The sequence below is a fragment of the Salegentibacter sp. UBA1130 genome (assembly GCF_002311535.1).
Lineage (GTDB): Bacteria > Bacteroidota > Bacteroidia > Flavobacteriales > Flavobacteriaceae > Salegentibacter > Salegentibacter agarivorans.
In genome coordinates this window covers 24,117-38,942 of sequence record NZ_DCAP01000002.1, presented here as the reverse complement: position 1 = coordinate 38,942, position 14,826 = coordinate 24,117, and the positions used below count along the sequence as shown (strand labels likewise).

Sequence of the window (14,826 nt, the reverse complement as noted above, 5' to 3'; positions counted from 1 at the left end):
AGAATTAATCTCTGGCAAATGAAAAGAAATTCATAAAAAATAAAGGATTTTCAGATTGTTATATTAGGATTTAAACCTCAGTTAATAAAATAAGTCCAGTCTTTATTTATAATTCCTGCATTACTAAATAAGTAGTATAAGCAAGGTAGGCCACTAATAGAATTAAAGCTTCCCAGCGATCCAGTCTTCTTCTCTTACCGGTAAACATAGCTAAAAGTAGAAATAATGTTCCGCCGGCCAGGATATAAAGGTCCTGGTTGAAATTTAAATTGAAATTAATTGGATTTATAATTGATGCTGCAGATAGAATAAGGAAAATATTAAAGATGTTAGAACCAATAATATTACCCACAGCAATGTCGGCATTCTTTTTGGCCGCGGCTACCACAGACGTGGCCAGCTCTGGCAGGGAAGTTCCCGCAGCCACGACAGTAAGACCAATAATTTTTTGACTAATTCCCATACTTTCGGCAATTTCTATTGCATTATTAACTACCAGTTGGCCACCTAAAACCAGACCCGCGAGGCCCCCAATAATAAAAATGGTAGTTTTTAAGGGAGACAGAAGTTTGATGTTATCTTCTTCTACCACATCGTCATTTTTGAGTTGTTTATATACATAAAATAGAAATGCCAAGAAACAAAATAGTAAAATAAACCCGTCTAAAGTACTTAGTATACTGGGGTGGTCGGGAGAAATAACCTGATCGTTTACCATCATAAAAAGAATTACTACCGCTATAAGTGAAATAGGAATTTCCTTCCACGCAGTACTGGATTGCACTGCCAGCGGAGTGATAAGTCCTGTAATCCCCAGGATAATAAACAGGTTGAAATTATTACTACCTATCACATTTCCAAAAACGATATCTGAATACCCATCGGCCGCGGCAAAGGTGTTCACCACCAACTCTGGTGCAGAAGTTCCAAAAGCTACAATGGTTAAACCAATAGCAAGGTTAGAAATATTAAATTTTTTGGCCAGGGCAGAAGCACCTTCAACCATATAGTTGGCTCCAAAAATTAGGACTATCAGTCCTAAAACAAGTAAAATTGCAGGTAATATCATTATTCGTTAATTTCGTTTAATAAAACTGGTTTTCCTAAGCCAAGCTCTTCCAGTTTTTCCATCTGTGTTGCGGCATCTCCCACGATTAAAAAGTACATTTTTTCAGGATCTATATATTTTTCAGCCAATTCTCTTATATCTAAAACGGTAAGCTCATTTACCATTTTCTCCCGCTGCTTAATGTAATTATACTCACGGCCAAAAGTGCTAATTTCACTAAGCATATCCAGTTTTGAATTTAAAGTCTCAAACTTCCTGGCGTTGCTTTTAATCATAAATCCGCGGGTGACTTCCATATCTTCCCCGTCAAAATTATGCGGGTAATTTTCTATAATTTCTTTGATTAGTTTTACGGCATCAAAAGTAATATTACTACGAACACCGCTGGAAATTAGAAATAGACCTTTATTTTTTCCTGCATTAAATCCAGAGCGAATTCCGTAGGTGTAGCCTTTGCTTTCCCGTAATTCCTGGGTGAGCTGCGAGGCAAATCCGCCGCCGCCTAAACGATAATTCATTACTTCGGCGGCATAAAAATCATCATCGGTAGCGGCCAGGGCAGGAGCACCAAAGCGTAAAACCGATTGCTTGGCACCGGGAACATCGTAAAAATAAATTTGAGATTCCTGTGGGAGTTCAGGCTGAGCAACTTCTGGCATTTTAACCGATTTTGGTGGCCAGGCTACCGAAAGCGCCCGAATACCTTTTACCGCATCTTCTTTTTCTATTGCGCCCACTACGTGAAAAACACTGCGTTTAGGACTAAGGTTTGCTGAATAATAATCTTTAAGATCTTCCAGGGTGATATTATTTACCGAAGATTCTGTACCTAAATTATTATGTCCTAAAATATGATTTTCGCCATAAATTAGCTTCCTAAATTCATTATTAGCAATACTATTTGGATCGGCTTTTTGTTGCTGAATTCTACTAAGTGCCTGCTGTTTTACCAGTTTGAATTCGGTAGAATCCCAGCGAGGTTCCAATAATATTTCCTGAACCAAATCTATGGTTTTAGCATAATTTTTTGCGAGGGTGCTGCCACTTAAAACAATTTTTTCATCTTCCGCAGTTACATTAATATCGGCTCCTAATAATTGAATGGCTTCTTCCAGTTCTTCGGGAGTCTTATTTTTAGTTCCTTTGGTCATTAGATTAGCCAAAAGATTAGAAACGCCTACTTTATTAGGGCTTTCCAATAATAATCCGCCTTGCATCTCCAAACTAAATTTTACCAGTGGAACTTCATTATTAGTGATTCCGTAAACTTTAAGCCCGGAAGGAAGTATATTTTCCCAAATTTCTGGAACTGTCAATTCAGGTGCGCTGCTATATGGAGGTTCTACACTTCGGTCAAAACTGGAAGGAGTTTTTTGGTAAGAGGCGTCTGCAGATGCATTCACTTCTTCTTCAGCATTTTTAACTATTTTTTCTTCTATAACTCCAGCTTCTTCAGAATTTTCTAAAGCAAGTGCCACCTGCCCTTGCGGAACAAAACTTGTAGCGACAAAATGTTTTCCTTTTATATATTTTTCATAAACACGTTTTACATCTTCCGGCGTAACCGCAAGTATTTTTTCTACATCTTTATTAATATAATTCGGATCGTTAGCAAAAATCTGGTATTGTGCCAGCTGAAACCCTTTGCCTAAAACACTGGCCAGGCTATTATAGAAGTCGGTTTCCTGTTGTGCTTTAATTCGTTTTAGATCTCTTTCGGGAATACCTTCGGCTTCAAAATTTTTAAAGGTTTCAAAAACCGCGCTTTCTACGGAATCTAAATCAACTTCATTATAAGCGGTAACCTGCAGCATTAGTTGTCCCGCTAATTCTGAAGTGTAATTATACATTCTAACCCGATCTGTATGTTCTTTTTCTGATACCAGGTTTTGATACAACGGCGCGTTTTTTCCCTCGCTTAAATATTTTGCCAGCACTTCTAAAGCATAGGTGTCTTCGTGGTAGGAATATACGGCCGGCCAGGCGATAGTTAGTTGCGGAAGCCGCGCAAAATTATCTTCGTAATAGAGTTTTTTGGTTTCGGAAAGTGCTACCAATTGCTTTTCTTCTCGTTCAATTTTGGGACCACGCGGTATTCCATCAAAATATTTATGAATCCATTCTTTGGCCTGCTCTTTATCAAAATCGCCAGCAATACTTAATGTTACATTGTTTGGTACATACCAGTTGTTATAAAACTCCTTTACATCCTGAAGCGTAGCATTTTGAAGATCTTCTAGCGAGCCAATTACCTGCCAGTTATATGGATGATCTTCGGGATATAAATTTTTATCTATCACATACATAGTATGGCCATAAGGGCGGTTATCCACACCCTGTCTTTTTTCGTTTTTTACTACCTGTTTTTCTTTGGCAAGCACGGGTTCTGTAACTGTGTTGATAAAATACCCGAGTTTATCGGCTTCAGCCCAGATCATCTTTTCCAAAGCGTCTTTTGGTACGGTTTGAAAATAATTGGTACGATCCCGGCTGGTAGAACCATTGGCACCAGAGCCTCCAATGCGAGCACTCAGTTTATCAAGTCCGCCTTTCCCAAGATTTTCTGATTCTAAAAATAAAAGATGTTCAAAAAGATGGGCAAAACCTGTTCGGCCTTCTTTTTCCCGGGCAGAACCTACGTGTGCAGTTAATGCTACCGCTACAACGGGATCTGATTTATCGATATGAAAAATAACATTTAAGCCATTTTCCAGAGTAAAAGTTTCAAAATCTACATTAAAATCGGTTGGTTCCTGGGATTGGATATTTTGAGAAATTGCAAAGCTGCAAAGCAATAAAAGTATAATTCTGAATTTCATTAAGTTCAATTTTAGCAAACCAAAATTAGTGTTTATTTCGATTGTTTCAGAATTAAATCATTGGAGTCCTAATAAAAAGCCACGAATACACGAATATTAAGTTTTGTTATTGCGAGACCTGTTTAGCGTTTGTTGTTTACTTTAAATTTTAAGCTTAAAAACCCCCAAATGAGTATAGAATAAATTAGTGAATTTGTGGTAAGAGTAAGAGTTTCGTTAAGAAAAATACCTACGAGGTTAAAAGAAACCTCGCAGGATAATTCAATAAAATTATTCGTGCATTCGTGGCAAAAGAATTCTAATCTTTTAAAGTCTGAATTTATTATTATTTACCAAAAAAACTGAATTTGCGAAGAACAATTTCCCGTTCTCCCAGAATGCCCGGAATAAGGGATTATCTACCATATAAATAACACTTCCGCTTCCCATTCTTTCTTCCCCAAAAATCAGCGAATTTTCAAGATCTTTTACCGCTGAACTTCCTGCAAAACCTGCAACTATTTCCGGTTGTTGAATGTAGGAAACATTAAAGCCTTTATCCAGGAGTTTGTAGCTATCGCTACTTAATTTTAAACTCAAATACGTATCGCCGTAGCCAAAAGCCATTGGGTGGGTATTGTCCAATTTGTTTTTTACAATGCTTCCCGTGATCATATTTTGTGCGCTTTCCCGCTCTCTTTGTGCATACGGAATTAAATTCCCTGTAGCCGTAGAATCTTTGGTTTCAGATTTGTTCTCTTTAAGATTAAAGCCATCTTTTCCTGCAAAAGTGCCTACAGCACGACCAATGGCAATAAGTTTACCGCCATTGCTAACCCAGTCTTTTACTTGTTTTAAAGTATCCTCATCTAAAATATCAGCGTAATTGCCTTCTGGCATTATCAGAACATCAAATTGAGCCAGGTCAATATTTTTAAAATAATCGGTGTTTATTGAAGTTAGCGGGTAGTTGAGGTCTTGCTCAAAAAAGTGCCATATTTCTCCGTAATTTAAAGAAAAAGTGCCTTCGCCTTTTAAAACCGCAACTTTTGGTGAATTAATTAGTTTTACTTCAGGTGAACCAAAATCGGGTCCGCTACCAGCGAAACTTGTGCTTGCCGCTACAAGTTCTCTTTGATGTTTATTTGCGACTTCAACTACAGTTTCATCAAAATCTTCGTTAGTTCTGTTGTCGCTTTTTGTGATGATCAAGCTACCACGATCATAATCTTTTCCTTCGCTTTTAAACGGAATTTCACTAAAACGCACCTTAATATTTTCCTTTAGCAATCCAGCTAAAAATTGGGCATCCTGGATGGCATTCCATTTTGAAACATAACCGGCTCCCGAAGGATTTGCCGTATTGGAAATTTCAGCATTTGTAGAATTTGCTTCTGAAGAAACTTCGCGTGGGCTCGCTACTGCTTCCAAACCGTAAGCATAAGGCAAACTCCAGGCAGTAATATCATAGGTTAGAGAATCGCTTAGGGTAGTGGAAGGTTCAAAAAGTACGTTTACCATTTTACCTTTTGGTTGGTTTGTATTGATCACCAAAGTGTTTTCGTCAGCATTCAAATTTCCTCTTTTACCTTCGGAATAATTAAAGCCTTTTATTCTTCCAGTTGCTGCATTTTGATACTTAATTTCGTGCTTATCCAGCAATTCTTTTAGTAAAGCAATTTTATCGGGATTTCCCTTTACCGCGTAAGATTTGTATTCCAGATTTGCATTATCAAAATACTTTTTAAATTCAGAATTTAAAGCATTAATATTTTTAGTAGCAACTTCAATAGTTGAAAGTCCGGTGGTGTGATGATGCGCTACCCGATCTTTTAAAGTGAGTTCGTAACCTTCATCGGTATTAATTCCCAATCCGGCACGACCGTGACCCGCCTGTTCGTAGGTCATTCCAATGGCGCCCATATAAGTTGGGTAAGTGTCTCCATAACTTGGGTATAGCAAATCAAAACGTTCTTTGGTAAAAAACAACCAGCCTTCTTCATCAAAATATTCGGCGTGGTTTTTCCCTATTTCGGTTTGAAACTCCCTTTGGAAAGGGGTGATAATTTCGTGAAAAGGTTCTGCCGCGGGTGCAAAATAATAAGGTTCATTGATGCCCTGCTCGTGAAAATCTACGTGAATATGTGGCATCCACTGGTTATAGATTTTAAGTCGTTGCTGGGTTTCCACCTGCGTGGCCCAGGCCCAGTCGCGGTTAAGATCAAATAAATAATGATTTGGTCTTCCGCCCGGCCAGGGTTCGTGATGTTCCGCTGCTGCTTGCAATGGACTGTAGGGCTCTGCTTTTACCTGGTTGTACCAGTTTACGTACCTATCGCGCCCATCAGGATTTACATTGGGGTCTATAATTACCACGGTATTTTCCAGCCAATCCTGTTTTTCGGTGATCAGGGCATATAAAGTTTTCATCGCAGCTTCGGTACTGGAAGCTTCATTGCCGTGCACATTATAGCTTAACCAAAGAATGGCTTTATCGGCTTCTCCATCAGTTTCAGAAATTCCGGTGTTTCCAAGATGATTGTTTCTAATTTCTTCCAGGTTCTGCAAATTTTTTTCCGAAGAAATCACCGCATAGGTAAGTGGGCGCCTTTCGTTGGTTTTTCCGTAAGTATGATATTCAACCAGCGGAGAATTCTCAGCTACCTGTTCAAAATAATTCACTACATCGGCGTGACGGGAGAATTGCTCCCCAATCTCGTAGCCCAGGAATTCTTCCGGACTTTGTAATTGTGCATTGATTTGTAAACCTAAAAAGAGAAAGACGACAGCGAGTAAAGTTGATTTCATTTATTGATTTTAAATGTTGAATTTAAGCTTAATAAGTTCCTTGTTATTCAAAAAGTCATTTTATCGTCATCCTGAACTCGTTTCAGGATATAAAGTTGATAGTAATTCGATTTACTTTGGAAGCTGAAACAAGTTCAGCTTGAAGTTTGATTATAAACCACCGATAATCGAGTAAAAACAGTATCTAGCGCCAAATTAACTAAAAATTAGCGAATAAAATTCTTAACTTCGGTATCTTTACCATCCAAAAAATTGCTAATGCCAACCGAGTGTATTCCGTACAAAGAAACCAATTATTTTACCGAGCTTATTTTAGATTATCTCGCTGAAAAAGAGAAATTAAAAACTTTTTATAATCGCTTTCCGAACCTGGAAAATTTTAAAGCGCAAATAGAAGAAAAGTCTTCTTTTCCGATAAAAAATCGAGAAATCCTTGTAAAAGCTTTAAAGGAACAATATTCCGGGCTGGAGATTTCAGAGGCTACACAAAGAAATATCGATGCCCTGGAAAACCAAAAAACCTTTACGGTAGTGACCGGGCATCAGCTTAATTTGTTCACAGGACCGCTTTACTTTTTATATAAAATTGTTTCCACAATCAATCTTACCCGAAAATTAAAGGAAGAATATCCTGAAAATAATTTTGTGCCCATTTACTGGATGGCGACCGAAGATCACGATTTTGAGGAGATCAATTTCTTTAATTTAAACGGAAAAAAGTTTCAGTGGGCCAATGCACCTCAAAATGCCGAGAATGATGCCGTAGGAAATTTATCTACTGATGGTCTTAAAGATGTTTTTAAGCTTTTTTCAGCTGAAATTGGTGGAGGTAAAGATGCCGATTATTTAAAGGAATTATTCAAAAAAGCATACCTGCAGCACGATAATCTTGCCGAGGCAACTTTATATCTCGCCAATGAACTTTTTAAAGAAGAAGGTTTGGTGATAATAGATGCGCAGCAAAAATCTTTGAAAGAACTTTTTATTCCTTACGCCAAAAATGAACTTTTAGAACAAATCTCGCATAAAACCACCACGAAAACTGCTGAGAAACTAAATGATCTAGGCTATAATGTTCAGGTGAATCCGCGGGAGATTAATTTGTTCTATCTGCATAATGGTTTGCGGGAACGCATTATAGAACGCCAGGGTGAATATTTCGTACACGAAACAGAAATTAAATTTACCAAAGCTGAAATTTTGGAAGAATTACAGCATTTTCCCGAACGCTTTAGTCCAAATGTGATGCTTCGTCCTTTATATCAGGAAGTAATTTTACCCAATCTTTGTTATATAGGTGGTGGTGGAGAGATCGCGTACTGGTTAGAATTAAAAGAATATTTTGCAGCTGAAAATATTGTTTTTCCTGTTTTATTGCTTCGGAATTCGGCTATGATTCAGTCTGAAAAACTTGATGAGAAAAGACGAAAATTAAATATTTCGAATAAAGAATTGTTTCTGAAACAGCACGAACTCATCAACAGGAAAGTGCGGCAAATTTCAAATATAGATATCGATTTCTCCAAACAGAAAGAACATTTGGTGGAGCAATTTCAGCAAATGTATGAGCTGGCAGAAAAAACCGATAAATCTTTTCTTGGCGCGGTAAAAGCCCAGGAAGTAAAACAATTAAAAGGCCTTGATAATCTCGAAAAACGTCTTTTAAAAGCACAAAAACGAAAACTGGAAGATGAGGTAAGTAGAATTGCAGAGCTTCAAAATGAGCTCTTTCCTAATAATGGTTTACAGGAACGCCAAACCAATTTTTCGGAAATTTATGCAGAATACGGCCCCGAATTGATTTCAGTATTATTAAAAGAATTAGACCCGCTGCAGGCGGAATTTAAAATTTTGACTTTTGGAAAAGAATAAAATGCACACTATAGATATGAACCTGGTAGAAATGACGCTGGACGTTATGAAATATACCATAGACCGTATCTCTAACATTACTCCCGAAATGGGAGCCCCAAAAAAAGAAGAAGAATTATTTAGAATTGTTGGTGAAACCGTAACTCCGGAAGGGATTGGCGGAGAGAATGCTTTCCAGCTTTTTCGTGACGTTTTGGTGAAAGCTACGGTGCCAATAGATCATCCACGGCATTTGGCCTTTGTTCCCGCTGCACCAACCCGGGCGGCAATTATGTTCGATTTAGTGACTTCGGCTTCCAGCATTCACGGTGCTTACTGGATGGAAGGTGCCGGCGGAATTTTTTGTGAAAACCAGGCGATGAAATGGCTGGTTTCACTTACAGGATTACCCGAAGGTGCTTTTGGAGTTTTTACCAGCGGTGGTACGGCGGCAAATCTTTCGGCTATGGTGGCGGCAAGAGAAGCCTGGCGTGACCGCGATAGCCAGAACGTAGGGAAAAAAGCGTTGATGCTTACTTCTCACGGCGCGCATAGTTCTATACAGGCGATGGCAAAGGTGATTGATGCCGATGTGGTTATGATAGATTGTGAAGAAGAAAATCTTACTGGCCGTGAACTACAGAATGCAATTAATGAATTGGAAGAAAAAGACCGAAATCGTCTTTTTGCAGTAGTCGCTACGGGTGGTACCACAAACGCAGGTATTATAGATCAATTAGATACCATTGCCGATGTTTGTGAAAAAGAAAATGTGTGGTTTCACGTAGATTGCGCATACGGTGGCGGCGCTTTAGCCGCTCCTTCGGTTAGGCATCTATTTAATGGAGTGGAGCGAGCCGACAGTATTACGATTGATCCGCATAAATGGTTGTTTTCTCCTTACGATTGTGGAGCGGTTATATATAAAGACCTGGAATTGGCGAAAAATGCGCATTCTCAGAAAGGTGCTTACCTGGAAATTTTTAAAGATGAAGGAGCCCAGGGTTTCAATCCGGCCGATTATCAAATTCAGTTAACAAGAAGGGTTAGAGGAATGCCGCTTTGGTTTTCTTTAGCGATGCATGGTACTAATAAATACCGACAGGCCATCGAAACAGGAATTGAACTTGCTAAAAAAGCAGCTAAAAAAATTGAAGAGCGTGATAACCTGGAGTTGGTAAGACCGCCGAGTTTATCGGTAGTTTTATTCCGAAGAAAAGGATGGAGCCCTGAAGAATATAAAGACTGGACGTATAAAAATCATCGGGAAGGTCTGGCGTTAGTAACTCCAACTACCTGGAAAAAAGAAACCGTAGTTCGTTTTTGTTTTATTAATCCTGATACTACTGAGGAAGATATTGATATGATTTTGGATACTATGGATTAGAAATAGTTCTATAACCGTCAAGCTGAACTTGTTTCAGCTTCTAATATGTGTTATTATTCGATAAAATATTAGATCTCCGAATAAATTTCGGAGCAGGCTCTGAAATGAATTCAGGATGACAATTGTTTTAAAATCTTACTTTAATCAATCTCATAATCTAACCGCATTGTAATAGATGCGGTTTTCTTTTTATCTGCGGTATTGTAGGTGCCGCTCCAGCTGTAATCTTCTCCACTGTTTTGACCGGTGATCTGGAAAACGCCCATATTGGCATTTTTTAGTTCACCTAAACTTCCACCGCTATTTTCTGCAATTTTCTCCGCTCTTAATCGGGCATCTTCAGTCGCCTTTGAAATCATTTCAATTTTTAAATCGGCTATTTTAGTGTAATAATATCTTGGAGGTGTAGAGTTAAATTGAACTCCTTTATTTAATAATTCTGTAATCTCGCGCGCAACTCCTTCCACCAATTCTACATCATTAGATTCAATTTTTACATTTTGGGTAAGTTGATAACCCTGGAAGATGCTACCTACATAATTTCCATTCTGGTATTGATTTTCCCGCTGCTCTGAAGTTTGCACCGAGTTGAACACGATATTTTCTTCGTTTATTCCCTTATCTATAAGATAAGTTCTAACCGTTTCTTTATCCCGGTTTAATTCATTGTAAGCTTGTTCCAGGTTTGCGCTCATTCGGCTAAAACTGCCTTCCCATACAATTAGATCTGAAGTAAAATTTTCACTTCCTGAGCCGGTTACCGAGATTACGCCGTCCGGATTTGCACGACTTACATAGGATTCACCCAGGAACCAAGCGGCAAGCACAATGGCAATGGCAAAAATTATAGCACTTATGTATTTCATTTTTTTAATAAAAATTTGTTCAGAATAAAGATAGAAAATAAACCCAATGGTTATTTTATTTTTGGCTCAAATTCTTACTTTTGCCTATGCAAAAAAACGTACTCATTTTAGACTTCGGCTCGCAGTACACGCAACTGATTGCAAGGCGTGTAAGAGAACTCAATATTTACTGCGAAATTGTTCCATTCAACAAAATTCCAGACGATATTTCAAGCTTTAAAGCGGTAATCCTTTCGGGGAGTCCGTTTTCTGTACGGGGAGAAGATGCTCCGCATCCAGATCTCTCTAAGATTCGTGGAAAATTACCAATCCTGGCAGTATGTTATGGAGCGCAGTATTTTGCTCATTTCCACGGCGGAAAAGTAGAAGCTTCAGAAACCAGGGAATATGGTAGAGCAAATCTTTCGGTAATAAGAGATGGCGAAACCTTGTTTGACGGGATTATGGAAAACTCCCAGGTTTGGATGAGCCATAGTGATACCATAAAAGAATTGCCGGCGAACAGCGTGAGAATTGCCAGTACTACAGATGTTTTGAATGCAGCTTACCGAATTGAAGGCGAACAAACTTTTGGAATACAATTCCATCCCGAAGTTTATCATTCTACCGATGGGAAACAATTGCTGGAAAACTTTTTAGTGAAAATTGCCGATGTAGCGCAAACCTGGACTCCGGGTAAATTCGTTGATCTAACGGTTTCAGAATTAAAAGAAAAAATAGGAGACGATAAAGTAGTCTTAGGTTTAAGCGGTGGCGTAGATTCTAGTGTTGCTGCGGTTTTATTGCATAAAGCCATCGGGAAAAACCTGTATTGCATCTTTGTAAATAACGGTTTGCTTCGTAAAGGAGAATTTGAAAGCGTTTTAGACCAGTATAAAGATATGGGGCTAAATGTGAAGGGAGTTGATGCTTCGGCACGATTTCTGGATGCCCTTGCAGGAGTAAGTGATCCCGAAGAAAAACGAAAAGCTATTGGAAATGCGTTTATTGAAGTTTTTGATGATGAAGCGCACCAAATTAAAGATGTTACTTACTTAGCTCAGGGAACTATTTATCCAGATGTTATTGAATCGGTTTCGGTAAATGGCGGTCCTTCAGCAACCATAAAGTCACATCATAATGTTGGGGGATTACCAGATTTTATGAAGCTAAAGGTGGTAGAGCCTTTAAAAATGCTTTTTAAAGATGAAGTACGGAGAGTAGGTGCCGAAATGGGAATTAATAAGGAATTACTGGGAAGACACCCGTTTCCGGGACCGGGACTTGCTATTAGGATTCTGGGAGATATTACTGCTGAAAAAGTTCGTATTTTGCAGGAAGTTGATCATATTTTTATCCAGGGATTAAGAGATTGGATGTTGTATGATAAAGTATGGCAGGCCGGCGCTATATTGCTACCGGTAAGCTCTGTAGGAGTTATGGGAGATGAGCGTACTTATGAGAAAGTAGTAGCTTTAAGGGCCGTAGAATCTACCGATGGAATGACGGCAGACTGGGTGAATTTACCTTACGAATTTCTGCAAAAAACCTCGAATACTATAATAAATCGGGTTAAAGGCGTTAATAGAGTAGTGTATGATATAAGCTCAAAACCACCGGCTACTATAGAATGGGAATAAAATTTGAGCTTAATTAAACTCTCTTTGAGAGATTAAACCAATAAATATGAAGTACCTTTTAATAGTTTGTTTTTTATTTCAGCTGTCTACTCTTTCGGCATCCGCCCAGGAATTTAAATACCATACGGTAGAAGCCGGGGAAACCGTTTACAGCATCGCTAAAGCCTACAATATTTCAGAAGAAGCGATCTATAAATACAATCCCGATGCTAAAGGCAATCTAGAGGTATCTTCAAAATTAGTGATCCCATTAAGTCAGCAGGAGAAAGAAGTTTCAGCTGAAACTGAAGATATTCAGTTTATTACCCATACGGTAAAGCGAAAAGAAACTTTATATAGACTTTCAAAGGATTATAATGTTGAAATTGATGAGATTAAAAGGTTTAATAAACACCTTTATTCTGAAGAATTGCAGCGTGGTGAAGAGATTTTAATTCCGCAGCGAAAAAAAGGCACTACAAATACTGAAATAGCTTCTTCAAAAGATTTAGATATTCCGGCTGCCAATAAGCCACAAATTTCTGAAACCCGTGAGCACGTTGTTTTACCTAAAGAAACCAAATATGGGATTGCCCGTAAATATGGCCTTACGGTAAAAGAACTTGAGGAATTAAATCCAAAAGTAGATGTATTACAACCCGGTGTAATGATTCGTGTGGGTACCGATGTTTTAAACGAACCGGTAATTCTAACCGATGAGGTTTTTGAATTTTACGAGGTTAAACCTAAAGAAACTTTATTCGGCCTTTCAAGAAAGTTTGATGTTCCGCAGGATTCGCTAATTTCTTTGAACCCGGCTTTAGAAGATGGTTTGAAAATAGGAATGGTTTTAAAAGTTCCTAATACCGGTGCAGGAGAAGGAAATCTTGAGGAAGGCGAAACCGAAGAATTAGCCAGTGATACCGAAGGTACAGATGCAGGTGAAAGGTTAGATTTAACTAATAAGCTAAGCAATTTTGACACAAAACAATTGGTAGTCTTTTTGCCCTATAATTTGAATCAAATAGACCAGGATTCTATTGCTAATTATAAAGACGCGATTTTAGAAGATCGGGTTTTGCGTATTTCCCTGGATTTTTATAGTGGTGTACTTATGGCGGTGGAAGAGGCGAAAAGCCTTGGAATTTCTACCCAACTTAAAACTTTTGATACTCGTAGAAGTGTGCAGGAGGTTACTAATATTATTAATAGCAATAATTTTAGTAATGTAGATGCTGTAATTGGACCATTGTTACAAAATACCATAGAGGCTACGGCTTCTAAATTAACGCAGTATAATGTTCCGGTAATAAGTCCGTTGTCCAACCGCGAGATGAGATCTTACCCAAATCTTTTTCAGTCCCGTCCAACCGACGAAATTCTGAAAAATGCGATGTTCGATTACCTGCAGAAAAATTCGGGTGGCAAAAATATAGTTATTATTGCCGATGGAGCTAAAAACCAGGTAAAGAATGAACTGACTCAAGTTTTACCAAATTCAAGAGTAATTCTTCCTTCAGCGAATTATTTAAGTGCAGAAAAAATTCAGGCTCAACTTTCAGAGACCCAGGAAAACTGGGTAATTCTTGAGTCTTCTAATGTTGGTTTGTTGAGTAGTGCAACTTCAGCATTAAACCGTTTGGCAAGAAATCACCAAATTAAATTATTTACTACAGAGAAGAATAGTGGTTACGAAGATGATAATGTAGATAATGAGCATTTAGGCCGACTTAACTTCCATTATCCTTCGGTAGACAAAGAATTTGACACTACATCTTCGGAAGAATTTATAGAAGCTTATAAAGAGGAATTTGATATGATTCCAAATCAATATGTAATTAGAGGTTACGATCTTACTATGGATGTGTTGTTGAGATTAGCTTCTGCTGAAGATCTTTACGATTCTTTTGAAAAGTATACCGGTTTTACCGAATACCATGAGAATAAATTTCATTATACTTCAAAGCGCAATGGCGGTTTCTTTAATGATGCCGTTTATATTATGAGTTTAGATGAGGAACTTAATTTAAAAGTTGTCAATGACCAGCAAAATAATTTATACCGGGAGTTTAAGGACTGAAGCCGAACACCTTAAAAGTGGTGCTAAAATTATTACCGATGCCCCAACCGATAATCACGGTAAAGGCGAGGCGTTTTCTCCTACAGACACTGTGGCCACCGCTTTAGCGAGTTGTATGCTTACCGTTATGGGAATTAAAGCCGAAGATCTAAAACTCAATTTAAAAGGCACTATGGCTGAAGTTACTAAAACCATGGAGGCAAATCCCAGGAGAATCTCTAAAGTGGAAATTGTAATAACTTTTCCCGAAAAATATTCGGAAAAATCTAAGAAAATCCTGGAACATACTGCAAAGACCTGCCCGGTTCTACAAAGTCTCCATCCAGATATGGAAAAGCTTATTAGCTTTAATTATTTATGAAAGGCTAC

At 38.2% G+C, this 14,826-nt stretch carries 9 protein-coding genes; 5 read left to right on the top strand and 4 right to left on the bottom strand.

The annotated features are described in order from the left end of the window. Window positions 1–106 precede the first annotated feature (106 nt). From B4F31_RS00530 to B4F31_RS00520, 3 genes are all read right to left on the bottom strand, one after another. Entirely contained in the window at window positions 107–1,069 is a 963-nt protein-coding gene (locus B4F31_RS00530) for a calcium/sodium antiporter (protein ID WP_093306169.1), read from the bottom strand. After that, a complete protein-coding gene (locus tag B4F31_RS00525) occupies window positions 1,069–3,888 on the bottom strand; it encodes a M16 family metallopeptidase (RefSeq protein WP_286760342.1) in 2,820 nt (939 codons plus the stop codon). The genes B4F31_RS00530 and B4F31_RS00525 overlap by 1 nt, the downstream gene beginning before the upstream one ends. Window positions 3,889–4,194: 306 nt before the next feature. Beyond that, window positions 4,195–6,675, bottom strand: coding sequence for a M14 family metallopeptidase (locus B4F31_RS00520; RefSeq protein ID WP_286760341.1), 2,481 nt, complete (start codon window positions 6,673–6,675; stop codon window positions 4,195–4,197). 258 nt (window positions 6,676–6,933) lie between these two features. Here B4F31_RS00520 and bshC point away from each other — a divergent pair, with 258 nt between their 5' ends. Both bshC and B4F31_RS00510 read left to right on the top strand, forming a co-directional pair. Further along, complete coding sequence (gene bshC / locus B4F31_RS00515; RefSeq protein ID WP_075327374.1) at window positions 6,934–8,547, top strand: bacillithiol biosynthesis cysteine-adding enzyme BshC; 1,614 nt, start codon at window positions 6,934–6,936, stop codon at window positions 8,545–8,547. Window position 8,548: 1 nt separating this feature from the next. After that, window positions 8,549–9,913 carry a pyridoxal phosphate-dependent decarboxylase family protein gene (locus B4F31_RS00510; RefSeq protein WP_093306180.1) on the top strand — a complete coding sequence of 455 codons (1,365 nt, stop codon included), beginning with the start codon at window positions 8,549–8,551 and terminating at the stop codon, window positions 9,911–9,913. A gap of 140 nt (window positions 9,914–10,053) precedes the next feature. Here B4F31_RS00510 and B4F31_RS00505 read toward each other — a convergent pair whose 3' ends face one another. After that, window positions 10,054–10,779: an SIMPL domain-containing protein gene (locus B4F31_RS00505; protein WP_075327373.1), complete on the bottom strand. Its 726-nt coding sequence runs from the start codon at window positions 10,777–10,779 to the stop codon at window positions 10,054–10,056. A gap of 86 nt (window positions 10,780–10,865) precedes the next feature. On the opposite strand from B4F31_RS00505, the gene guaA reads away from it, so the two are divergent. From guaA to B4F31_RS00490, 3 genes are read left to right on the top strand one after another with little or no spacing between them, the layout of a single operon-like run. After that, window positions 10,866–12,398: a glutamine-hydrolyzing GMP synthase gene (guaA, locus tag B4F31_RS00500; RefSeq protein ID WP_075327372.1), complete on the top strand. Its 1,533-nt coding sequence runs from the start codon at window positions 10,866–10,868 to the stop codon at window positions 12,396–12,398. Between the two features lie 46 nt (window positions 12,399–12,444). After that, window positions 12,445–14,457: an amino acid ABC transporter substrate-binding protein gene (locus B4F31_RS00495; RefSeq protein ID WP_286760340.1), complete on the top strand. Its 2,013-nt coding sequence runs from the start codon at window positions 12,445–12,447 to the stop codon at window positions 14,455–14,457. Further along, complete coding sequence (locus B4F31_RS00490) at window positions 14,417–14,818, top strand: OsmC family protein (RefSeq protein ID WP_286760339.1); 402 nt, start codon at window positions 14,417–14,419, stop codon at window positions 14,816–14,818. Before B4F31_RS00495 ends, B4F31_RS00490 begins: the two co-directional genes overlap by 41 nt. Window positions 14,819–14,826 lie beyond the last annotated feature (8 nt).